Source organism: Photobacterium aquae, assembly GCF_001029445.1.
Taxonomy (GTDB): domain Bacteria; phylum Pseudomonadota; class Gammaproteobacteria; order Enterobacterales; family Vibrionaceae; genus Photobacterium; species Photobacterium aquae.
Genome location: NZ_LDOT01000007.1, coordinates 14,093 through 37,376 on the forward strand (window position 1 = coordinate 14,093; position 23,284 = coordinate 37,376).

Here is a 23,284-nt window from a genome sequence, read left to right on the forward strand (position 1 = left end):
AATTAACCTATCTAATTCAAGGTTAAGCCATCAAAGACCACTTGCTTTATCATTTTCGATACATTAACCCAAACACTGATCTATACACCGAAAAGAAGAAAGGGCCTTTCGGCCCTTTATCTTAGTAACCACCAGTACCTGGCGATACACCTGAGCCAACAAGCGCTGCGTTTGTACTTGTACTTTGCTGAACCATTGAGTTATTACCCACGTTCTGACCAGCAATGCTGATACCTGATGCAGAATTGTAAGCCATACCCATGGTGTTACTGTGATCGACCATCACATCACCAGAACTACCTTTACAACATGCTCCACCATAAGTCACTTCTGTATCCATCACAGTGCCATAGATAACACTTGAGGCGATGTAGTCATTAATTTCTTTATCAATGTCAACATCAATCGACTTATCCCAGCTTGAGTTATTTTCTTTGTGTTTTTCATAAGTATTGCCGACATTTTTCATCAGCAATTTATCATCGTCGTAGTAGTAATCTTTCTTATAATCAACGCTTTTCTCGTAATTCAGCTCTTTTTCGACGCTAACTGTTTTGTTCTTGCTACCTTCAATCGTTAGGTCACCGTCGTAATCATCATAGCCGCCGTAACCACCACCATAACCGCCACCATAACCCCCATTTGCAAATGCCATTGGTGATGCAATCATTGCTGCTAACAGCATAACTTTTGTATTACGCATAATATTACTCCAAACTGTTGTTTTTTAATTATATTCACAATTCTACTATCAATAATTCTTACTATATCGAGGAATTAGCAAAAATCGAATGAAGAACTGTTATGCCCTGCGAAATCCAATAATAATAAATTATACATTTATAAGTTCAGTTATTATTTATCATCAATAGATAGACTAACAATCACTTCAATGTCAGATTTACAACGGTTGCATTTTGTATCAACACATTATTACCTGTGTTTTGAACGATATTAAACACACCTGATGAGTTACTTAATGAACCAGCATCAATTATATTATCACCAGTAGTATTGTTATATGCTGAGTTACTTGCAACATCACCTTGCATATCTGAACTCGCATGGATATTATCGAGCTTTAACTCATATTCACCACCTCGAGACACAGATAGAGTATCATCCGAAAGTGTTTGCGAGCTTGCTAGAATATCCAACTCATCGGCAGCTATACTACAAACGCTGAATAAAGAAGCTGCAACCAGTGTTAAATATTTCATGGTATCCTCCTGAGGGCTGATGACCAGCCCTCAGTAATAATAAATTATTGACCGGCTAACATCGCATTGGTACTTGCACTTTGTTGAACAAGTGAATTATTACCTGCATTCTGACCGGCGATATTAATACCCGATGCCCCAGAGAATGCACCTGTCATGTCGTTATGATGAGTAACTTGCAATGAAGATGGTGCTGATGGACCGTAACCACCACCTTTTTTACCGTAGTAACCACCACCATTACCCTCGCAGCAACCTGCACCATATGAAACTTTACTGTATGACACTACACCATCAAGATCTGATGAGGCCATGTTAGTAGTATGAGTCAAATCAATATCCCAATCTTGACTATAATCATGATGGCTATTGTCAACATACTCATGTTTCTTGGTATTATTGACGTTCTTCATTTTCAAAGTATCGTCATCAGAGTAATAGCTTTTTTCAACATTGTAATCTTTATCAATATTCTTAGTTAACGTTTTATCAATGTCTTTATTATACGAGTCAGTAATTGTTTTATCGTTTCCATCATCATAACCGTATGGGTTATATGGGTCGTAATATGAATTTGCCAGCGCCAATGGAGAAGCGATAACTGCTACTAATAGTGCGATATTTGTTTTACGCATGATCTTACTCCAAATGTATTGAGTTCTTTTTTTATAATCACTCGCACGTTTCCGGCGAGATACCTTAACTATAGCGATGGCAAGTTTTATTCATGTATTATTTTTAATAAAAAGAAGACAGCAAAATAAAAATAATTCTGGCTCATAATATGCCGTGAAATACATTTCAAATAATGAGTAAATGTCTCATTTTTTAAAACATAGAATCACTCATTAAATATCAATTTTAATACCCCATCTCAATAATTAATCAGCCGGGCACGTGTTCTCAACATTAAGACGTTGATTGATATTCTCACAATACCATTCATTCTCATAGCGACTATGATTTTCTTATTAGAAAAACAAGCTGTGTCATTACTCATACGGTGTTATGTAATGGCTTTTTGGGAAATAGACTAAGTGAGGGTACCGTGAATAGTTACTATAACTGTGGCCTGATTACGCTGCTTACCCTATTGGCGGGGCCAGTAGCGGCTGATGATTCATCGAATGCCAATGAAAAGCCCCGGGTGGTACAAACTGTCGCCGACCTACTTGATCCTGACCTACCCGGCGTTCTTACCCCCAAAGGCTCTTTTGTTCTAGACAGTAGCTTTTCGTTTACCCAGAACTCATCCAATACCGTTTCTGTTATTGGTTATACCGTACTGCCATCTTTACTGGTTGGCTTAATTCAAGCTAGTGACACGGATCGTACGACCCTAACCCTTGGCCTTAGTGGGCGCTACGGAATCACAAACCGTCTAGAAGTTGAGGCCCGAGTACCATGGGTATACCGCTATGATTCTATCTCTAGCCGAAACTTCAATGGAGATGGTAGCGAGGAGCCAGAAACTCGTACCTTTAGCGACAATGATCTCGGCGATATTGAAGCTGCATTCAAATACCAAATCAACATGCTAGAAGCCCCGTATTGGATTGCAGGATTGAGGTTTAAAACCACCACCGGCAGTTCACCTTACGAAGTTTCAGCAAATGACCAACTCGATCTCGAAGAGCTACCAACTGGTTCTGGCTTTCCTAGTATTGAACCGAGTGTCACGATGATCATGCCTATCGATCCTGCTGTTATTTATGCCAGCCTAAGCTACATTTGGAATATAGAAGACGATGTCACCATCACTGATAGCAACGACAACACGAGTAACAGAACAATTGATTTAGGGGATACCATTGGCTTAAGTGCAGGCATGGGCTTTGCCGTGAATTCTAAATTTTCATTTAGTTTGGGATTGAGCCACAAGACTATACTAAAGTCGAAAATCGATGGCAGTACCGCTCCTGACGCCAAACTACTTCAGTTGGATTCAATCTCAATGGGGGCCAATTACGCCATAAACCGTGAGACCACGCTAAATGTCGGTGTCAGTGCGGGCTTAACAGCCGATGCACCTGATTTCCAGCTCACCGTCAGAATCCCCTATACCCTCAAATAACGTCGCTATCGACCTCCCTGCCCATCTTGGGCAGGGATAACTCAATGACTAAAGTCTAATTTTCCTCTATGCTATGACGCTATTACTATGTGTCACAGGAAAACAAGTTATGTCCGCGCCATTAACACAGTCACAAATCGATGACATTCTGGCTCTTGATGCAGAAAAGCGCTTTAAATATCTGGTTAAAGAGGTGGTTTCTAACCGTGAAATCTGGATTTTGACCGATGAGCACGGCTGCGTAATGCTCAATACCGACGAAGAAGACGGCGTACCTGTATGGCCGAATAAAGAATTCGCCGAGCTATGGGCAACAGGTGAGTGGGAAGAGTGTAAAGCCGAAGCCATCTCACTTAACAAGTGGCACAGCCGCTGGACGTATGGACTGGAAGATGACGAACTAGCTGTAGTCATTTTCCCAGACCAAAGCGAAGAAGGTTTGGTTATTTCACCTGAAGAGCTTGATTTTGAACTCAAGCAACAGGCTCGTAAGTAACTGGTCCTAACATAGCGATATTAATAAAGGGGGGAGCATATCTCCCCTTTTTACCCATACCAAAGTCAATACTTTTGCACAGGAGAAAGTGCCATGGAGGCGTTACTCAAGCAATTGAAACACACACCCGAAGTGGTTAGTTTCGAACAGGTAATGGCTATTATCAACGAGCATTACCACTACCAAGCAACTGATTTTAGCAATGGATTAGGCAGGGAGACCCTGCACAACCTTGCCGGTATAAATGAAGGATCATGCCGAATTTTTGCTTTTGCCAATTTGCATCAGCTATCAGAGGCCGAAACACTGGCATGCTTTGGTGATTATTACCGTAAAGATGTGCTACCCCACCCTGATCGCAACGACCATAAAAATATTCGCCTTTTCATGAAATACGGTTGGCAAGGTATTCGATTTAACACGCTTCCCCTAACAGAAAAAAAATACGCATAAGACAGTAGGGGGCCACCTCTTCTTAAGGGCTTAAGGGCGAGTTATATTCGCCCTAATCAACAAAATTTACTTCAAAGCCGTTTGGCACACATTACATTTCTTCGGCGGAGCCGTGAAAAATGGGCTGCGATTAGGGCTGGCGCAAGATGGGCAGAACTTTGTGGATCGAATCGTTAGCACGGTTAACGGCACCATAAAGAGCACTATCCCAACCATATATACAATCGGAGGCTGCATATAGGCAATCACACTCGCAATGGCCACATTGCTTCCCGTCGTGAAATACGGCCATAACTTACGCTTCTTATCCGCATCTGTGCCCCTATGAAAGAGCATATAGCTTACCACTGTCATTAAAAGCCAAGCTGCTCCCAGCATGATCAACGCATCTTGTTGCATTAGTAACCTTTATTCCTTTGTTGATGAATAGACTCGAGCTGGCTCAAGTTGCTATATCCTACCATTAAATAATCAATTCAAAATATTGGCTTGGTGATCGGCCTCACATTGAAAACCTCAACGATGGGAAGGCGGTCACAACCTCACTGATTTATAGGTATTTTTCGCCTTTATTCATATTGAAATTCCCCCTTTCGCCCAGATATCTTAAGTGTCAGAGAGTGCTGGCGGAATGTGTTGTTAGCTTGTGCTCTTCATTTTGCTACTACTGTATGTGGCATGATTAAGGAGTTTTAATGATCCCTAAATCACTGTTTAGAACATGCTTTGTTCTACTATGTGTACTCGGACGTGGCCCTGTTGCCAATGCATCAATTCCGCAGTTTACTGATTCAGATATTGAACATCCTTCACCAATTCAAGGAAGTAAAGACAAATTCCAGCACTCTCTTAGCGGTCTCTACGCCATCCCATCTGCTGCCGCCCATGAACTCAAACAACCCTATGCTGATTTCGATACCCTCTACAGCAAAGGTGAAGTTGCTCAAGCTGAACTCAAACAGCTTCTAACGCAAATTAGCCTACATACCGACACCAAACCTATTTTGCCGGGGATTAAATCCAAGCAGCGGGCAAAATTCAAAGTGGATACCGAGCTCAATGGGCATGCCGATAAACTCACGGATCTTGCTCGTGGTAGCCTTATCGCTAAAGATATTCCATCGCTAATTGACGCATTCGAATTACTCGGCCATGAAGCGACAATTATAGAAACCAAAAACCGCTTCAAATCTCCGGCACCATCAGGCTACCGTGACCTGAAAGTTTTGATTTCACTTACCAATAGCCAAATCATTGCAGAAGTGCAGCTTCACCTTGAAACCATCGCTGAGATCAAGAATGGACCTGAACATGAAATCTACGAGACAATTCAGCAACTTGAGCGCTTGGCCATTGCAGAAGAACGTGAACTCAACGAGTTTGAGTTGGCGAGGATCAAACAGCTCCGCAGCACATCTCTAACTATGTACCAGCATGCTTGGCATCACTACCTACAACCAAGTGGCCTTACCGCCCAGGCAAGTTAGCCAGTCAATCATTAGGGGAGCATAAGCTCCCCTTCTTTTAATAAAGCCAATGGATTTTACTGTCAAACGTGCTCAATATCGCATTTATGCACATTATCCAAATCCCCTAAAGACCATAAGCAGTTAATTCATCTGGCGTTCAGATAACTCTGGTAGTCTTGCTGCCATAGACAACACAACCTCTACGACTCTTTTTACTGCTGCTTATAACGCATGCGATTACCGTTTACGTAGAGAGCCTACATATAGGTTCCCCTAGGAGTTGTTTAATGGATCTGAAATCGGTACTTCGTACTTGCTTTGTCCTGTTCTTGCTTAGCCGTGGTACGGCTATTGCAGCACCATCGACATCGAATTGTGCAAGGCTCGATTATGAAATATCGCCAAAGCAAGCTGAAGCAAGCAAACAGTCTTTTCAGCGTAGCTTAAGCGGTCTATACAGTATCAATAGCTGGCGACAGGCTAATATTATGCAGCCATATGCGCACATCGATCAGCTATATCAAGTTGCCCCTAAGGCCCAACTTGAGCTGGCTACCTTGGTAAAGGAAGTCGGCATGATTTCTAAGACCACGACGGTATTGCCTGACGTTAAGTCCAAAGATCGTGCAGAGGCGAAAATCGCCAGCGAGCTTAACGGAGACGCATCAAAAATTACAGATTTGGCACGTGCATCCATTGTTGCGGATAACATTCCCGAGTTGGTTCAGGCTTTCGAGCTAATTGGTAAAGAGAGCCAAATTGTTGCGGTAAAAAACCGCTTCAAGCAGCCGAATGCTTCTGGCTACCGTGATTTGAAAGTGCTGGTAGAGCTGCCGGAAAGCAAAATGATTGCTGAAATTCAGTTGCACCTCGATGCCATCTCTACCGTGAAAAATGGTGATGAGCACGCGATCTACGAAGAAATCCAAAAGATCGAACGAAATGCGACCGATCAAAGCCGCGAGCTAAGCGAATTTGAAGTAGCGCAAATAAACAAACTGCGCACCACATCGAAAACGCTGTATCACAATGCATGGCAGCAATACCTGCAACCTAACCGCATTGCCGTTTAACCTTCCCCCTAAGGCCGCCTGTTTATATCCGCAGCGGCCTTCTTTTTCCATCACCGTACCCGTTGTTCATCGTAAAATTGCTATAAAGCAACGAGTCACACTCTGTTGCTTGCAATATAGGCACTCTGGGCATATCTTCTGAGAAAGGTCTTAATAAGGACAGCGGCAATGCAAGAAGAAGAGTATCAACCAATCCCTTGCGGAAACTATGACTATATTGAACTTGCCTGTGTATACCACTATGACGTACTTATTACCTGTATCGATCATAGTGTCTATCAGGGGATCTGTATGGATACACAAGCCCGGGCCGATAAGTCTGAATGGCTACTGTTAAAACACGGTGAAGATATTCTTCCTATCCGAATGGATCACCTGGAGAGTATGAAAGTTTTGAGCCCCGGCGCACAGTTTAATGAAGTGCAATTTAACTAGCGCAATGTATATCTTCTTCAGATAGCAAAAAGGGCACGCTAGGTGCCCCTTCATTGTCTGGTTAACCGCCAATATGGCTTAACAACTATCTAAGCGGTTCAGTCTTACTTCTGGACCATAATTTCAAGAATCTGTACATCCGTTTGAGTCATTGCACCGTTTGCCAATGCAGACATATTACGGATAGTCGCATCCACATCGTCGGCCACAATTCCTTCGTTGCCTGTAACGCGGATACCATCGAGTGCCATCAGGGCTGCCTTAATTGCAGCACTGGCCGAAGAAGACACTTTCATTGCACAACTTGTTTTGGCGCCGTCGCAGATGATACCGGTAATATCACCAATCATACTGCAAATTGCATTGCTGATATGATTGAACTGGCCGCCAAGAAGCCATGTCATCCCCGCTACTGCTCCCATCGACGCCGTTGTCGCACCACAAAGGGCAGATAGCTTGTTTTGGTAACTCTTGATATAAATGGCCATTAAATGAGACATCATCAGAGCACGTAATACCGTTTCGCGGTCAGCCTTAATATGTTCAGCCACTACGACCACTGGCATTGTCGCGGCAATCCCCTGATTACCCGAACCTGAATTACTCATCGCTGGTTTCATTGCACCATCCATTCGGGCATCTGAAGCCGCGGATGTACGACGCAAGATATCCGTCATCAACCCACCAGAGATCAAGCCACGATCCACATTGCGCTGGAACGTCGCACCAATTTGCAACCCATACTTGCCTGTCAGCCCTTCTTGAGACAAGGCTTCATTCAGCTCGTAGGCCTGAGAGATAAACTCAATATCGGCAAGAGGTGCATGCAAGGCGAAATCATAAATATCCTGCGCCGTCGCCTCATCAAATACGTTGATCTCCGGCTCGCTCACTGACTTCTCTGCCAGCTCGGCAGAAAAACGGATTTCGCCATTGACGGAAACAGAGACAACCTGTGTATGAGAATCAGCAATAATCACGGTAGCAGAATGCTCGCCGGCACCTACTGTGACCTTGGCAAAAAGGATATTGGGCACCTGTGCCACGCCAACCGACACCGCTTTGGCATCAAGCATCTGCTTGGCTCTAACGACATCTTCTTGGGTGATAGATTTCAGCACTTCCAGTCCAGCATCGGGATCGCCAGCCAATGCACCCACGGCAGCAGCGACAGGCAAACCAACCATACCCGTTCCCGGTACACCTACCCCCATACCATTTTTCATCAGGTTAGGTGAAACATGCACATCAATATATGCAGGCTTACATTGCAGTTCGCGCGTTGCTATCGCAGCGGCAAGCGCAACAGACACAGGCTCGGTACAACCTAATGCAGGTACAACTTCGCGTTTTACAGTATCGATAAATCCAGACCAGAGGTGCTTTTTCATTGCTATCAACCTATACAATTTGCAGGGGCTGGCTACTAGAAGAAAAAATGAGAAAGCAGTAGCCATGTTATTGTTATGGCTGCTAATTTACACCATCATCAGGAGTATATTTTGCTCAAAAATCCTATCAGAAAAAGAATTTATAGAAAATTTTTCTCTAAACGCTCAAAAATGATAATTAGATTCCTCCTCAACTGTCATATCACAAATCATCAGAGTTAACAGATTGATTAAACAACCGAAATCGCTGTCAAACCATACCAATTCCACTCTGAACAAAATAATCAGCTAACCCGACTGTCATTTTCCACTGCTACTCCCTCTGTGCTCACACAGACTCTGAAAGTACCATGATTGGAAGTAACTCCCTTACGACGAATGAGTTAAATGAGTTCGCAAGTACGGTGAGACAAAAAAGGAAAGGAAGGAAAAAGCAAAGAGAAAGTAAATATAAAAGACAACAGCAGCACTTGGCTGCTGTTTTTCAGGAATTTTATGCAACTGACTGCTGCGTTTCAGGCAGCAATTCACTGACAATGCGTTTTAACAAAAAGGTTTCGCGTTCAATCGACATCCCTTTTTTCTCGCTGTTTGCCATTGTATGTTCATTGTGGGCAATAGCATCGAAGATATTAATCCACACCGGTTTCATACCGTTGTTGACCTCGTAATCCTCAAGCTTAGTTTCACCCAACTCAGGATCAATGACACAAACAAAGCAGTAGGACTCCATGTGCATAATGTCGAAATCCGTTTTATACCAAGGACGGTATTCCTCATACATACCGAATTCTTCAATATCACGAATATTACGGGCGCCCGTCTCTTCTTCCAGTTCACGAATCAAACCGGCAACTGCATCTTCCCCTTCATCAATACCACCGCCTGGCAGTGTGTAGTCATGATAGCGCTCGGTGTATAGCATCAGAATGTCGGTCCCGTTTAGGATAATGCCTCGAGCCGCTTTTCGATGAAACATCGTCCCATCAAGGTTCGCCAAATCAGGATGCACAGTTGATTTCAATAAACGCATAGCCGGTTTGTCTCTTCTTACCTACAACAAAGCGGTGAATTGTAGCGATCCATTTAGGTTCGCGCAATTCACCGCTCAATATTCGTCTTGTTCCATCTCCTACACAGAAGGAACCACCTCTTTTACCAAGTAAACAATCGCTTGAAGAAGTTTTCCACCTTGTCCGCACACCCCTGCTTTAGGTTTCCATTGGGATCCCATGCTGGTAGGTGTGTTTGGCCAACGCAGCTTTGCGACAGCACGCCGTACTTATTCTGGTAATAGTCAAAATCAGAGATCTGGGCAGGCTTACGCAACACCAAAGGCTCTGGGTCTCGGTGCTGGATATAGTCGGCATACAAGTGCAATGGGCCCGAAGAACCGGTCAGCTTCACCGCCTTGTTATCATCACGCCCCATCCAGATGGTAACAACTTCCCTGCCGTCAATACCTACATACCAGCTATCGCGGCCTTTGTCGGATGTACCGGTTTTTCCCGCAAGTCGGGAAGACGGCAAGACATTGTTCAAGTAACGCCCGGTCCCCTCAGAGACAACGCGCTGCAAACTGTACATTGTCAGCCAGGCAGCCTGCTCAGACACTTGCTGAGACGATACAGGCAGACTCTGATACAGTACGTTGTCATCCTTATCAACCACCGCGCTCAATGCTGTCAAATCGCTCCTGCGGCCTTCATTGGCAATTGTCTGATACATCTGCGTCACTTCAACCGGGGTCAGGGTAAATGCCCCCAGCAACATTGATGGCAACTCCGGAATTTCATTCTTATCGATACCAAGGTGATCCATGGTATCTATGACCTTATCCAGACCCACGGCCATCCCCAGATTCACCGTCGGAATATTGTATGATTTCGCCAAAGCCCGATAGAGCGGCACTTCACCACGGAATTTTCGATCATAGTTACGCGGTGACCAACTCTTCCCCTTATCATCCCGCAATGTTAGCGGACGATCTGTCAAACTCGTTGCCAATGAAAAACGTTTCGGCATCTCCAAGGCCGACAGATACACCGCAGGTTTAACCACCGACCCGATCTGACGCTTAGCATCCACAGCACGGTTAAAGCCATCGAAACCCGGTTTGGCACCGCCCACCATGGCACGAATTTCACCCGTTGTGCGATCAGCAATCACCACCGCAGTTTCCAACTCGTTACCCGCACGTGATTCTAGCGTCGGTATCACTTTATTGACCGACTTTTCAATCATGGCCTGTGATCGAGGATCCAATGTGGTAAACAAACGCAAGCCCTGCCCCGGCTTGTAATCCTCTACCTTCTCGCTCAGTTCGCGCTCAAGCTGGCCAAAATAGGCAGGCTGCTTGTTGGCAATGATCCCCTTCGCCTGTAAATCCAACGGCTTGTTAATCGCCACCGAGTATTGCTTTTCATCCAACACCCCATTGTCAGCCATCAACTTCAACACCAGATCGCGACGGTTTTTCGCACGCTCAGGATAACGCCATGGATTATAGTAAGAAGGGCCTTTTACCAAACCAACCAGCAAAGCCAGCTGATCGGTCCGCAGCTCCGACAAAGGCAAACCAAAATAAAAGCGTGCACCCAAGGCAAAACCATGTACAGCATCACGCCCACTTTGGCCTAGGTAGATTTGGTTTAAGTAGGCATCCAAAATCTGATCCTTACTGTAACGATAATCAAGGATCAGAGCCATATAGGCCTCTCGGAATTTACGCCACAAGCTGCGCTCACTCGTTAGAAACAGGTTTTTCGCCAATTGCTGCGTCAAGGTACTGCCACCTTGTACGGTACGACCCGCTTTGACGTTAGCAACAAAAGCACGAATGATCGCGGTCGGCGACACCCCGTCATGTTCGTAGAAATCACGATCCTCAGTAACAATTAAGGCATCGATCAGCGCTTCGGGCATCTCCGCTTTGGCTTGATAGATCCGCTGCTCGTCTGACTGTGCCTCAAGCATACCAAGTAGCTTAGGCTCTACCGCAAAGATCCCCAGTTCACGGTTAGAATCCGCGTCGCTAATCTTACGTACTTTAGCGTAGTCAAAAGTCACGACCACATGGCGTGCCGGTTGTTCACCGTCACGAAAATCAAACGGACGCCGAATAAATTCAACCTTCAGGCGGCTGGTACTGTATTCCCCGGGTTTAGAGGGTGATTTGACCTTGCGGTAATTAAGCACCTCAAGCTCTTGAACAAGATCGTCATAGAGCACAGGCGACCCAGGTTCAAGCGTTAGCTCTCGCGCATAGACAACAGACGGCAACTGCCATAACTGCCCCTCGAACTTTGCTGAGATTTCATCGTTGATATCGAATCCCATCTTGACCAAACCCGCACTGGCCAGCAATGTTCCGCCTAGCAAAGAGTACTTGACCCACTTGCCAATACGGCTAGGCTTCTTCAAGGTGTTTGCGGAAGACGAAGTAGGTGCTTCGTTATTTTGGGCCGATGTCGGTTGCCCTGCGGATACTGCTTCCTGCTGATTCGCACCGGAGTTATTAGGATCATGCTGATTACTCGGCATCTGTTGCTTGGCCATAATTCACCGTAGGTCTTATATCAATCATTCGCATTGCGAGCGAGGACCTCGTCGATACGAGGCAGATAGCAGCATAAAGCGGCAAGGCGCAAGACATTACCCCATGCCGATAACCCGATTGTCATGGTTTTGTCAAAGCCAGAGTCACCTCACACTACTAGTATTTACTTTCAATTTCTTACACAATAGCGCCCAAACGACATCAAATGATTGCAAGATCCACGCACTGAGAAGCCAAACTATGGAACGAGATTACACACTAGAATGCCTGATGACGATGCCGCGTCACGAGCTGGAGGAATTCAGCCTTCGAATCGTCAACCGCATGGTTCCAGAAGACGTAATGAAAGAACTCTTCAACTTTGAAGAGGAAGAAGTCAGCAGCCAAGAGCGTATGCTATCGGCACAATTTGATGCCATGCTCCGCATGAATGCTATCGCATTGGGTGAGGTCCGTAATATGTTTGCCGAATCGGACAATGCCGAGCAAAATATCGAGCGTATGTCTCGATTACTGCTATGGCATTTTTACGCTATGTCATTCAATTTAGAAGAAGCTATTTCTCTTGAAGACCATTGCGCACAAGTCGACAACATTCTAGCTAACCCACCTAAAGATACTTTCGGTTGGGTGAAGACACTCACCGAACTGCTTCATACATACGCCTCGATGCATGAAGGCACTGACGAAGCAGCGGCACATTCCGAGACTAACCAATAAAACAAAAAGCCGATGGATTAACCATCGGCTTTTTTTTCATACAAAGAATTAGAGTGAAGCCTGATGTTTGTCAATCAGCGACGCCATTGCCTCCTGCGCGCGCTGCTGTACATGTTTGATACTATCCTCATGGCTCATAGCCTCAACGACCTCGTAGTAACATTTCAGCTTGGGCTCCGTACCAGAAGGCCGTACAACAACCCGCGACTCGTCATCGAGATAATAAATCAGCACATCACTAGATGGCAGATCGATATCCTCAGTTCGACCATCGGCAAAGCGGCGGACTCCCAGCTTCAAATCTTCCGTCATCTCCACAGCCCGACCCGCAATACATAGCGGAGGATCAGCTCGCAGCTGATCGCCAACAGAGACTGCCCCCGGCGCTAGCGCAATGCTACGCTGCTCATTAAGATAATAACCATGTTCACGGTAAATGGACTCAAGTCGATCCCAGACAGTATGTCCATTGGCAGCAAGTTCTGCCGTCATTTGTGCAAAAGCAACTAGCGCCGACAATCCGTCTTTATCCCAAACGGTGTTGCCAACGGTATAGCCCAGTGCTTCCTCATAAGCGAAAAGGAACTGCTGCTCTTGGGTCTGTTGCTCCATGGCCACATTGGTCAGCCATTTGAATCCGGTCAATGTCTTATAAAAACCAGCCTCCAAAGCCGTCGCGATCTTCTCAAGCAAGCTAGAAGACACGATTGTCGTGCCAACCAACTGCTGCTCAGGTACCGAGTGGGTCAACAAATAATGACCGAGTAACACTCCCACCTGATCACCTGTCAGCATCTTGTACTCACCGTCTTCGGTTCGCACGGCAACGGCAAAGCGGTCTGCATCAGGATCATTGGCACAAGCCAATATCGCACCATGGGCTGACGCTTCTGCGATAACCATATCCATCGCCCCCGGTTCTTCAGGGTTAGGGAAATTAACGGTCGGGAATCGGCCATCAGGCTCACGCTGGGCAGCCACACTATAGACATGGGCAAATCCTGCATCAGCTAACAAGGTTTCTGCCATGTCCGCTCCGACACCATGCATCGCTGTATAGGCAAGGCTAATATTGGCCGGCTCTGTATGGTTTGCCAAATAAGGGCTGTTATTCTGCGCTTTACGATACGCGGTAAAATAATCGTCATTGAGCCATGTAAGTAAGCCTAGGCGCTCAGCATCTTCAAGGCTATTCACCGGCAACACTTCTTGTGATGCAAGATCTATTTGTTCTGCAATACCCGAGTCATGTGGCGGGATAATTTGCGCACCATTGCCCCAATAAACTTTAAAGCCATTGTAAGCCGGTGGGTTATGGCTTGCTGTCACCACAACTGCAGCAGCAGCATTAAAATGGTGAACCCCGAAAGCAACGACAGGCGTTGGTGCAACCTTAGCGGTTAGGTAAACGTTAATGCCTAGAGCCGTCAGCATGCTTGCCGTATCCTGGGCAAACTGACGTGAGTCAGGGCGACCGTCATAACCGATGACAACCCCCCTAGATGCCGCACTATTGACCGTATCAAGCAAATAGCGTCCCAGTCCGATCGCTGTTTCCTGAATCACGAGCCTGTTCATTCGGTTAGGGCCCGCACCCACGATTCCCCTCAACCCAGCAGTACCAAAGGCAAGCCGAGTTGAGAATCGGTCCTCAATCTCTTGTTTATTATTATCATCAAGAAGTTGTTGAAGCTCCTGACGAGTAACTGGATCAGGATCTCGAGCCAGCCAAGTTGATACATCAGTAATCATTGCGGAACGTCCTTTCTTTAAAACTGCAACTAGTATAGACAACAGCCTTCTCCAAGCGACTTCAATCTAAGAGATTCCACCTATGGGCCTCCGAAACTCAGTCTATGGATGGCCGCTATACTACTGTACGTTACCAACAACTTACATGATAATAATTATCAATACCATGAATATTGACGGTTTACGTTTCTTTTGGACAAAAAAAATCCAGCCCTAAGGCTGGATTTTCTAAATCAATCGAAAAATTAATCTTCGAAACGAGGCTTACGATCGCGGCGTGGGCCACCGTGGTTACGCTCACCACGGAAAGTGCCACGGTTGTCACCGCCACGGTTGCGGTCGAAACGACGCTCGCCACCTTCACGGTTACCATCACGATTGCCATCGCGGTTGCCGTCACGGTTACCACGGTAACCACCACGGTTGCCATCGCGGTTACCATCACGATTACCGTCACGGTTGCCACGGAAACCACCACGGTTACCGTCACGGTTGCCATCACGGCCGCCACGGCGGTGCTCACGAAGTACGTCATCTTCAACAACAACAGCTTTAACTTCGTTCTGACGGATGCGTAGCTTCTTAAGCTGTGCAGCAACGTCTTCTGGCATCTTCTTAGGAAGCTGAACATAAGTGTGCTCAGGAGCCAGCTTGATAGCACCGATGCTATCTTTGTTCAGGCCTAGTTCGTTAGCGATTGCGCCTACGATATCTTTAACCTGTACGCCTTGCTCACGGCCAACCTGTAGCTGGTATGTATCCCAGTCAGCAGTGTTGAAAGTACGACGCTCACGACGCTCACCACGTTCGCCACGCTCACCGCGGTCATCACGACGACGGTCACGACGCTGCTTATCACGCTCGATCGCAGCAACCATTGGGTCTGGACCTTTGTAGAACAACGGACGGTTGCCCTGCTGGCGCTGAAGAAGCATCGCAGCTAGAGTCTGAGTGTCCACTTCGATAGTTTCCTGAAGCTTCTCGATCAGCTCAACAAATGCTTCAAGGCTGCTTTCTTCTTTCTGAGCAGCAAGCTCTAGACCTAGGCGGTTCAAGCGTGCTTCTGCAACAGCATCACGAAGTGGAAGTTGGATCTCTTCCATGCGAGATTTAGTCACGCGCTCGATAGTACGCAGCATGCGGATCTGGTTAGTACGAACAAGTAGGATCGCCTTACCATCACGACCAGCACGACCTGTACGACCGATACGGTGGATGTATGATTCTACGTCGAATGGGATATCGTAGTTAAATACGTGTGTAATACGTGGCACATCAAGACCACGAGCAACAACGTCTGTCGCAACTAGGATATCAATCACGCCACGTTTGATATGATCAACGGTACGCTCACGTAGTGACTGAGGAATATCACCGTGAAGAGCTGCAGCTTTGAAACCACGAGCAGATAGCCAATCAGCCAGACGCTCAGTATCCTGACGAGTACGTACGAATACGATAGACGCATCAGTATCTTCAGTTTCAAGAAGACGCATCATTGCTTCGTCTTTCTCTACACCTTTAACAACCCAGAACTGCTGCTCAACCTGAGCAACTGTACGGTTTTCACCAGCAACGTCGATGCGAGCAGGGTCACGAAGGAAACGGTCAACGATCTCTTTAACCATTGGAGGCATAGTTGCAGAGAAAAGAACACGCTGAGCAGACTCAGGAGCCTGTTCCATGATCCAAGTTACATCGTCAACGAAGCCCATCTTCAGCATTTCGTCAGCTTCATCAAGAACGAAAGTGTGTACTTCGTCAAGGTGCAGACGGTCGCGAGTGATAAGGTCCTTAACACGGCCAGGAGTACCAACAACAATGTGAGCACCTGACTTAAGTGCGCGCATCTGATCAACGATTGATGCACCACCGTAGATCTCAAGTACCTTAAGACCGTTAACATTCTGGCCTAGGTTCTTGATTTCTGCCGCAACCTGAATCGCTAGCTCACGAGTAGGCGCCATAACGATCGCCTGAGGCTTATGCTGGTTCAGGTTTAGTTTGTTAAGTAGAGGTAGAGAGAATGCTGCTGTCTTACCAGTACCTGTCTGAGCTTTACCCAGCGCATCAGTACCAGTTAGAAGTAGAGGAATTGACGCCGCCTGAATTGGAGTCGGCGCAACAAAGCCCATTGAGTCAAGTGCGGATAGTAGTGAGTCAGCCAGTTCTAGCTGGCGAAATTCTGTAACAGATTCTTGCATTGGGATCCCAATAAATAATCTAACTAAAAACGGGGCCCCTACTGCTATATAAGGTTCTGCAACAGCAACCACAAGCACGGGCCTCGACATATGAGGCGCGCATTGTGCGCCATTACTTGATAAAAAGCCAGAAAAAATTGAGCGAGGTCACAAATTAACTTTCAAGGACTTATTATTTATACAAATAGCTTAATCAACTAGCCTAGCTCTCTAATTTATAAATATATTTTACCAATAAATAGAAAAATATGACATTTAGTTTATGAATTATAATGCAAACAAACAGGCAGCCAACGACTAAAAGCGGTTCAACGTCAGATCACAGCATGTTACCTGAGCTCGCCCTTGTGCTTTTGCGCGATACAGTGCAGCGTCAGCACCTTTGATCAGCACGCAGGAATGTTCTGATTGTGCCATTTCAGCACTCCATTTTTCATATTCTCCCGGTTCATGCCTATGCGATGAATTTACAGCCGCCTTGCTCGGCCGAATCACACAGCACCCTGCACTTATGGTCACTATGCCCGCATCACTTGCCTTATGTTCTATGGCCAATGCGGCCACCCCATCAACCATTGACTGTGCGAAAGCCACCAGCTGTTCCATCGACATGCCAGGTACGACACAGACAAACTCTTCACCACCATAACGCGACAAAACAGCATTTTTATAAGGTTGGATTTGCGATTTGAACAAAGCCGCAATTTTCTTCAAACATGTATCACCATAAAGGTGACCATAGCTATCATTGAAAGCCTTGAAATGATCAACATCTAACATCACCAGCCCAAGCATTGAATTGTCGGCTTCTGCAGCGCGCCAAAGCCGCTTGTACGACAGGTCAAAGAAACGCCGATTTGCCACACCTGTCAGCCCGTCTTGCATCGACCAACGCTCAAATTTATGGTTGGCACGCTCAAGGGCCTTGTTTGATGCCAACAGTTCTTCCGTGCGGCGCATGACCCTCTCTTCCAACTGCTGGTTGAGCTGTTTCAATTCTTCGTACTGACGACGAATCACAATTTGTTGCCCAAGAGATGCACCAAACAACTTGAAAATCTCTTTCTGGTGTTCGGTAATTGGCCTTCGGTTGATCAGGTTGTCCGCCGCTATCCAGCCAATGCAGCAATCGCCATTCCACATAGCAATCATTGCATTCCACCCTGTCCCAACCTGCTCTGTACCGTAATAGAGCGGCGCATCTTCTTTCACCACCACATAATCTTTCCGACTCAAGGCTTCATTGACCAAAGGGTGATCCGGAATCGCACTGCAAAACGAACGGCGGCACACCAAGTTACCTTCTGGATCCGTTCCAAACGTCCCACGCATTTCATTTTTATCAAAATCGATCAGAAACACAGCCATACGATCAATACCGAGCTTCTCACGACCCAACTTCACAGCAGTTTGATAAAAATCATCATTTGTCTCAGCTTTGGCCAAGCACAAAGTCACCGTATGCAAATTCTTGAGCAGCTCGAGATAATGGTTCAATGACTCATTACGGAGTGCTAGCTCTGCCTCAACATCACGACGACTTTGATGCTGCTGGAGAACCTCCTGCATCAAAATACGGGCGCTAACATCCGAAGCCAGTACCATCAGCAGGTCTTCAACTTCTTGCTTTCTAGCTTCCAGCTCACCCAGCTCAAATGTCTCGGCACAGATATAGCCCACAGCCCTATCATGCATCCGAATCGGCAAGACTAACTGATACCATTGCTCAGGATGCTCAGACGGCATGCTTTGATAAGAGTGATTGATAGGGGTACAGATAAACCGCCCACCGTCCCTCGCCTGTCGAAGAGAGAGCAACGGCACCCCTTTATATTCATCAAGACTTAATGTGGGGCAGTAAAATCTAAAATCCGTCCCTGTTCCGCTTGCTATGATGCGCGTCTCATTTTGCTGCTCGATCAACAAGGTCATCTTTTGCAGGTGGAATTCTTCTTGAATCGTTTCCAACAGTACTTGACACCATTGTTCCATATTGGATTGTCGAACTAACTTGTCGACTAACAGTTCAAGAATACTGTTTTTTTTATTGTTCATTCTCTACCTAGCCAGGTCCCGTAGATAAGCCTTGTTTTATTCATCTAAACAAAGGCTAAAAAAACACGCTGATATCCCATCAGGAAAACATGTTGTTCACGCTATATACCTCCCCTTATATCTTATTGCCCGACTCTTTGCTCGCGAGCAGTTTCTATATTTTGATCAAAGTAATAGCTATAACCACATCATGAGGGACTAATTTCGCAAAGTGCAACAAGTATCACACATCAAACTGTGCAACATTACCTAGTAGGTACGCATTTTTATCTCATCATCTGCTGATGCTTGGTTTTAGCGACTGAAATCTTTATAGTGTCAGGGTCAATAACCTGAGACCGGGCATAATGTTTCAAGATAATCCTTTACTCGCACAGCTAAAAAAACAGATCCAAGAAACCCTGCCAAAGAAAGAAGGCAGCATCAAAGCAACGGACCGTGGCTTTGGCTTCTTGGAAGTGGACAATAAAGAAAGCATCTTCATTCCACCAAACTACATGAAAAACGTCATGCACGGCGACCGTGTCATGGCAGTTATCCGTACCGAAAAAGAACGTGAAGTTGCCGAGCCACAAGAGCTACTGGAGCAGTTCATCACACGCTTTATCGGTCGCGTTAAACTTATTCGTGATCGTCTGCATGTTGTGCCTGATCATCCACAGCTAAAGGACGCAATCAAGGCTCGCCCAGTCAAAGGCCTGAATCCTGAATTGCTAAAAGAAGGCGATTGGGTTGTCGCTCATATGACCCGCCACCCTCTTGTCGGTGACAACAAAACGTTTTTCTGTGAAATCCGCGAAAAAATCACTGACAGCAACGATAAGATTGCACCGTGGTGGGTAACGCTTGCACGTCATGATCTGCCAAACGCAGAGCCAGCACCGCAGGAAAACTGGTCGATGCTTGATGAAGGCCTTGAGCGTCAAGATCTCACTGCTCTGCCTTTCATTACGATTGATGGCGAATCAACCAAAGATATGGATGACGCCCTGTACACGGTAGTGAACGATGATGGCAGCTTTGAGCTGACCGTCGCGATTGCCGATCCAACCTCTTATATTGCCGTTGGCGATAAGATGGATGACGAGGCTCGTCAGCGTGGTTTCACGATCTACCTACCTGGCCGTAATATTCCAATGCTTCCTCGTGAACTCAGCGATGAGCTATGTTCTCTTATGGAAGACGAAACACGCCCAGCTATTTGCTGCCGCGTAACCGTGGATCAAAACGGCGTTATCAGCGATGACATCACCTTCTTCGCAGCATGGATCAAATCACAAGGCCGTCTTGCTTACGACAACGTTTCAGATTTACTTGAAAATGGCCATTGCGATAATTGGACACCAAGCGATGTTATCCTTGAACAGGTAAAAGCACTACAAAGCTTTGCTAATGCACGTAGTGACTGGCGTTCAAAGAATGCTGTCGTCTTCCCAGACCGCCCAGACTACCGCTTCGAACTCAGCGAAGATAACGATGTCATCGCTATCCATACTGATCCGCGTCGTACAGCTAACCGCATGATCGAAGAAGCAATGATCACTGCCAACATCTGTGCGGGGCGCGCGCTGAAAGAAAAATTCGGGCTGGGTGTCTACAACTACCACAACGGTTTCAATCCAGAGAAAATTGATGCCGCAATGGACTTCCTCAAAGACGCAGAAGCGCCGTTTGAGAAAGAGCAACTGCTGACGCTTGAAGGCTTCAGTGCTTTGCGCCGTTGGTTGAACTCTCTAGATTCAACCTACCTAGACAACCGTCTGCGTAAGTTCCAGGCGTACAGTGAAGTCGGCAATACACCAGCCCCACACTTTGCGATGGGTCTTGATGTTTACGCGACGTGGACATCACCGATTCGTAAATACGGCGATATGATCAACCACCGCTTGCTAAAAGCACTGATCACTGACCAAGAGCCTTCACAAAAGCCGGATGACAGCGTAGGCGAAGAGATTGCGGGACATCGCCGTAGCCACCGCATGGCAGAACGCGACGTAGCAGACTGGCTATACGTTCGCCTGCTGAAAGATGCGGTGAAAGCAGAAACGGTATTTACGGCTGAAATCTTTGATATCAACCGTGCGGGTATGCGTGTTCGCCTACTTGAGAACGGTGCGGCCGCGTTTATTCCGGCTCCGCTGATCCTTGACAACAAAACGCGCATCGAATGCAACGGTGACCTTGGCATTATCAACATCGACAAAGTGAAAGAATACCAACTGGGTGATCACTTTGAAGTAGTATTGGCCGAGGTACGTGATGCTACACGCCAGCTTGTTGCCAAACCGGTGAAGCAGTTCCCTGCCCCAGAAGCAGAGAATAAGCCTGAGCAAGAAGCACCGGCGACTTCTGAAGACAATGCCGCTTAAGCGACCGTCTTCAATACGCTAAACTCTAAGGGCCAGCAATGCTGGCCCTTCTTTTATTCATAACTATAAGTAACTGTCAGCTATGTCAAAAACCTGCCCAATCACGGCTGCTAAAGCCACTGAGCAATGGCTCGAAGATGTCGTCATCGGACTGAACCTTTGTCCTTTTGCGGCTAAACCGCAGCGCAACCAGCAAATCAAAATCCACGTCAGCCAATCGAACGACGAAGCAACGCTGCTTGAGGAAATCTACGGACAACTGCGCGAACTCGATGAAACGCCTGTTACAGAGCTAGAAACAACGCTGGTTGTCACTCCCTATCTTTTCAAGGCATTTGACGACTACAACCAGTTTCTCGACCTTGTGGATGCACTGCTCATTCAATGCGGTTACGAAGGAACATATCAGGTCGCTAGCTTCCACCCTGATTATTACTTTGCAGGAACACATCCCGATGATGCAGAAAACCTAACCAACCGCTCACCGTATCCTGTTTTCCACCTGATCCGTGAAGCCAGCATGGAAAAAGTTCTCAAGCACTACCCAGATCCAGAAGGGATACCAGAACGAAATATAGCTCGAGTAGAATCTCTTACTCCGCAAGAAATTAAGCAACTGTTTCCTTTTCTGAAATAACCTTTGCCACTCATAACTTATTTTTGTTATGACATAAAAAAACCCGAGCATAATGTTCGGGTTTTGTTACCAATAAACCTACTTATAAAAATAAAAAGTAAGCCCAGCTATGCAGTAACGCCAATAAATCAAGCTCATCAACTTCCTAACAGATCGGCGGCCAAACCAACGTTAAGATCAGAGCTAGGGAGATGCTTGCAAGTGAGAACAAGCATATTTTTCTTATTTATAAAACACTCAAGATGCTTTATACACATTATCTTATCAGTCCTTGAATATAAGTAAAGACTACACTCGTTAATTTACCCAATAAAATAAACACTTGTGTACTGATAAATAAAGACATTATGCAACTTAGCGACGGATATTATTAACTAGCTAAAATATACCCCAATGATATATATCAAAGTCAATTCACAAAAAACAAAAAAAGCCTGCATATGCAGGCTTTTCACTTATTGATTGGAATCGTAAATTATTAACCCTTCACGCCACCAGACGTCAAGCCGCCCACCAAAAACTTCTGGGCCAGCAAGAATACGGTCGTAATTGGAATGGCGGACAATACAGCGGCAGCGGCAAAATCACCCCATAGGTAGTTCTGCGGGTACAGATACTGCTGCATACCTACGGCCAACGTATAGTTATTGACATCCGTCAGAAGCAGCGACGCTACAGGCACCTCTGTCACAACACCGATAAACGACAGGATAAAGACAACGGCTAGGATTGGCACAGATAGCGGCAGCAGCACTAAACGGAATGCCTGCCATGGTGTCGCGCCATCAAGCGCAGCCGCTTCTTCCAAAGATCCATCAATCGTTTCGAAGTAACCTTTGATTGTCCATACATGTAGCGCGATACCGCCAATATACGAGAAGATCAAGCCACCGTGCGTATTAAGCCCTAAGAACGGGATATACTGGCCAAGACGATCGAACAATGCATATAGGGCAACCAGTCCTAGTACCGCAGGGAACATCTGAAAAATCATCATCCCCTTCAGGATCACGCTCTTGCCTTTAAAACGAAAACGGGCAAAGGCATAAGCACTGGTTGTTGATAGCGCAACGATAATAACCGACGTAATACCTGCAACTTTCACTGTATTCCAAAGCCACAGCAGCACCGGGAATGGCGGAGGTGTCACACTGCCATCACTGTTGGTGACCGAAAACCCTAGCGCAAGGCGCCAGTGGTCAAGGGTCGGATTGCTAGGAATCAATTCACCGCTGGCAAAGTTACCTTCACGTAGCGAGATAGCAACGATCATCAGTAGCGGGAAGATTGTCGCCGCAAGGAACAGGCAAAGTCCGATATGCGTTGCCCAAACCCGGTACTTCAAAGATTTTGGTTGAACCATTGGCATGACGTCTC

At 46.2% G+C, this 23,284-nt stretch carries 19 protein-coding genes; 9 read left to right on the plus strand and 10 right to left on the minus strand.

Annotated elements, in window-relative coordinates; translation table 11 throughout:
• Window positions 1-121: 121 nt before the first annotated feature.
• The 3 genes from ABT56_RS07170 to ABT56_RS07180 form a co-directional block, all read right to left on the minus strand.
• A complete protein-coding gene (locus tag ABT56_RS07170) occupies window positions 122-703 on the minus strand; it encodes a hypothetical protein (RefSeq protein WP_047878201.1) in 582 nt (193 codons plus the stop codon).
• Between the two features lie 181 nt (window positions 704-884).
• The gene (locus tag ABT56_RS07175) at window positions 885-1,220 is read right to left on the minus strand and encodes a hypothetical protein (RefSeq protein ID WP_047878202.1); all 336 of its coding nucleotides are present in this window, start codon (window positions 1,218-1,220) and stop codon (window positions 885-887) included.
• Window positions 1,221-1,264: 44 nt separating this feature from the next.
• Window positions 1,265-1,855, minus strand: coding sequence for a hypothetical protein (locus ABT56_RS07180; protein ID WP_047878203.1), 591 nt, complete (start codon window positions 1,853-1,855; stop codon window positions 1,265-1,267).
• 413 nt (window positions 1,856-2,268) lie between these two features.
• Here ABT56_RS07180 and ABT56_RS07185 point away from each other — a divergent pair, with 413 nt between their 5' ends.
• The 6 genes from ABT56_RS07185 to ABT56_RS07215 all read left to right on the plus strand — a co-directional run bounded on the left by ABT56_RS07185 (window position 2,269) and on the right by ABT56_RS07215 (window position 7,220).
• Window positions 2,269-3,294, plus strand: a complete 1,026-nt coding sequence (locus tag ABT56_RS07185; protein ID WP_240478272.1) for a transporter — start codon at window positions 2,269-2,271, stop codon at window positions 3,292-3,294.
• 109 nt (window positions 3,295-3,403) lie between these two features.
• Window positions 3,404-3,790, plus strand: a complete 387-nt coding sequence (locus ABT56_RS07190; RefSeq protein ID WP_047878204.1) for a DUF2750 domain-containing protein — start codon at window positions 3,404-3,406, stop codon at window positions 3,788-3,790.
• Window positions 3,791-3,883: 93 nt separating this feature from the next.
• Window positions 3,884-4,243: a HopJ type III effector protein gene (locus ABT56_RS07195; RefSeq protein WP_047878205.1), complete on the plus strand. Its 360-nt coding sequence runs from the start codon at window positions 3,884-3,886 to the stop codon at window positions 4,241-4,243.
• A 695-nt stretch (window positions 4,244-4,938) separates the two neighbouring features.
• Entirely contained in the window at window positions 4,939-5,730 is a 792-nt protein-coding gene (locus tag ABT56_RS07205) for a nucleotidyltransferase family protein (RefSeq protein WP_047878207.1), read from the plus strand.
• A gap of 269 nt (window positions 5,731-5,999) precedes the next feature.
• On the plus strand, window positions 6,000-6,785 hold the full coding sequence (locus ABT56_RS07210) for a RelA/SpoT domain-containing protein (RefSeq protein ID WP_047878208.1): 786 nt from the start codon (window positions 6,000-6,002) through the stop codon (window positions 6,783-6,785).
• A 168-nt stretch (window positions 6,786-6,953) separates the two neighbouring features.
• Entirely contained in the window at window positions 6,954-7,220 is a 267-nt protein-coding gene (locus tag ABT56_RS07215; RefSeq protein WP_047878209.1) for a Rho-binding antiterminator, read from the plus strand.
• 104 nt (window positions 7,221-7,324) lie between these two features.
• Here the strand turns inward: ABT56_RS07215 and ABT56_RS07220 are convergent, their stop codons facing one another.
• The 3 genes from ABT56_RS07220 to mrcB form a co-directional block, all read right to left on the minus strand.
• Window positions 7,325-8,611: an L-cysteine desulfidase family protein gene (locus tag ABT56_RS07220; RefSeq protein WP_047878210.1), complete on the minus strand. Its 1,287-nt coding sequence runs from the start codon at window positions 8,609-8,611 to the stop codon at window positions 7,325-7,327.
• 493 nt (window positions 8,612-9,104) lie between these two features.
• Complete coding sequence (locus ABT56_RS07225; protein WP_047878211.1) at window positions 9,105-9,644, minus strand: NUDIX hydrolase; 540 nt, start codon at window positions 9,642-9,644, stop codon at window positions 9,105-9,107.
• A 122-nt stretch (window positions 9,645-9,766) separates the two neighbouring features.
• Window positions 9,767-12,154 (minus strand): penicillin-binding protein 1B, encoded by a 2,388-nt coding sequence (gene mrcB / locus ABT56_RS07230; protein WP_053062413.1) that lies wholly within the window; start codon window positions 12,152-12,154, stop codon window positions 9,767-9,769.
• Between the two features lie 256 nt (window positions 12,155-12,410).
• Between mrcB and ABT56_RS07235 the strand changes: the two genes are divergently transcribed.
• Entirely contained in the window at window positions 12,411-12,890 is a 480-nt protein-coding gene (locus ABT56_RS07235; protein ID WP_047878212.1) for a hypothetical protein, read from the plus strand.
• Between the two features lie 48 nt (window positions 12,891-12,938).
• On the opposite strand, the gene ABT56_RS07240 is transcribed toward ABT56_RS07235, so the two are convergent.
• From ABT56_RS07240 to ABT56_RS23210, 3 genes are all read right to left on the minus strand, one after another.
• On the minus strand, window positions 12,939-14,642 hold the full coding sequence (locus ABT56_RS07240; protein ID WP_047878213.1) for a phospho-sugar mutase: 1,704 nt from the start codon (window positions 14,640-14,642) through the stop codon (window positions 12,939-12,941).
• 245 nt (window positions 14,643-14,887) lie between these two features.
• The gene (locus ABT56_RS07245; protein ID WP_047878214.1) at window positions 14,888-16,846 is read right to left on the minus strand and encodes a DEAD/DEAH box helicase; all 1,959 of its coding nucleotides are present in this window, start codon (window positions 16,844-16,846) and stop codon (window positions 14,888-14,890) included.
• Window positions 16,847-17,143: 297 nt separating this feature from the next.
• On the minus strand, window positions 17,144-18,901 hold the full coding sequence (locus tag ABT56_RS23210; RefSeq protein WP_053062406.1) for a sensor domain-containing diguanylate cyclase: 1,758 nt from the start codon (window positions 18,899-18,901) through the stop codon (window positions 17,144-17,146).
• 347 nt (window positions 18,902-19,248) lie between these two features.
• On the opposite strand from ABT56_RS23210, the gene ABT56_RS07255 reads away from it, so the two are divergent.
• Complete coding sequence (locus ABT56_RS07255) at window positions 19,249-21,270, plus strand: exoribonuclease II (protein WP_047878215.1); 2,022 nt, start codon at window positions 19,249-19,251, stop codon at window positions 21,268-21,270.
• Window positions 21,271-21,352: 82 nt separating this feature from the next.
• Complete coding sequence (locus ABT56_RS07260; protein ID WP_047878216.1) at window positions 21,353-21,907, plus strand: DUF1415 domain-containing protein; 555 nt, start codon at window positions 21,353-21,355, stop codon at window positions 21,905-21,907.
• 478 nt (window positions 21,908-22,385) lie between these two features.
• Here ABT56_RS07260 and malG read toward each other — a convergent pair whose 3' ends face one another.
• On the minus strand, window positions 22,386-23,276 hold the full coding sequence (gene malG, locus ABT56_RS07265; RefSeq protein WP_047878217.1) for a maltose ABC transporter permease MalG: 891 nt from the start codon (window positions 23,274-23,276) through the stop codon (window positions 22,386-22,388).
• Between the last annotated feature and the right edge of the window lie 8 nt (window positions 23,277-23,284).

Bases quoted from the DNA above. Each gene is read 5' to 3' on its own strand.
- ABT56_RS07175 (WP_047878202.1), bottom strand. From the start codon at position 1,220: ATGAAATATTTAACACTGGTTGCAGCTTCTTTATTCAGCGTTTGTAGT.
- ABT56_RS07170 (WP_047878201.1), bottom strand. From the start codon at position 703: ATGCGTAATACAAAAGTTATGCTGTTAGCAGCAATGATTGCATCACCA.
- ABT56_RS07220 (WP_047878210.1), bottom strand. From the start codon at position 8,611: ATGAAAAAGCACCTCTGGTCTGGATTTATCGATACTGTAAAACGCGAA.
- ABT56_RS07260 (WP_047878216.1), top strand. From the start codon at position 21,353: ATGTCAAAAACCTGCCCAATCACGGCTGCTAAAGCCACTGAGCAATGG.
- malG (WP_047878217.1), bottom strand. From the start codon at position 23,276: ATGCCAATGGTTCAACCAAAATCTTTGAAGTACCGGGTTTGGGCAACG.
- ABT56_RS07210 (WP_047878208.1), top strand. From the start codon at position 6,000: ATGGATCTGAAATCGGTACTTCGTACTTGCTTTGTCCTGTTCTTGCTT.
- ABT56_RS07180 (WP_047878203.1), bottom strand. From the start codon at position 1,855: ATGCGTAAAACAAATATCGCACTATTAGTAGCAGTTATCGCTTCTCCA.
- ABT56_RS07190 (WP_047878204.1), top strand. From the start codon at position 3,404: ATGTCCGCGCCATTAACACAGTCACAAATCGATGACATTCTGGCTCTT.
- ABT56_RS07205 (WP_047878207.1), top strand. From the start codon at position 4,939: ATGATCCCTAAATCACTGTTTAGAACATGCTTTGTTCTACTATGTGTA.
- ABT56_RS07225 (WP_047878211.1), bottom strand. From the start codon at position 9,644: ATGCGTTTATTGAAATCAACTGTGCATCCTGATTTGGCGAACCTTGAT.
- ABT56_RS07245 (WP_047878214.1), bottom strand. From the start codon at position 16,846: ATGCAAGAATCTGTTACAGAATTTCGCCAGCTAGAACTGGCTGACTCA.
- ABT56_RS07215 (WP_047878209.1), top strand. From the start codon at position 6,954: ATGCAAGAAGAAGAGTATCAACCAATCCCTTGCGGAAACTATGACTAT.
- ABT56_RS07255 (WP_047878215.1), top strand. From the start codon at position 19,249: ATGTTTCAAGATAATCCTTTACTCGCACAGCTAAAAAAACAGATCCAA.
- ABT56_RS07195 (WP_047878205.1), top strand. From the start codon at position 3,884: ATGGAGGCGTTACTCAAGCAATTGAAACACACACCCGAAGTGGTTAGT.
- mrcB (WP_053062413.1), bottom strand. From the start codon at position 12,154: ATGCCGAGTAATCAGCATGATCCTAATAACTCCGGTGCGAATCAGCAG.
- ABT56_RS07235 (WP_047878212.1), top strand. From the start codon at position 12,411: ATGGAACGAGATTACACACTAGAATGCCTGATGACGATGCCGCGTCAC.
- ABT56_RS23210 (WP_053062406.1), bottom strand. From the start codon at position 18,901: ATGAACAATAAAAAAAACAGTATTCTTGAACTGTTAGTCGACAAGTTA.
- ABT56_RS07240 (WP_047878213.1), bottom strand. From the start codon at position 14,642: ATGATTACTGATGTATCAACTTGGCTGGCTCGAGATCCTGATCCAGTT.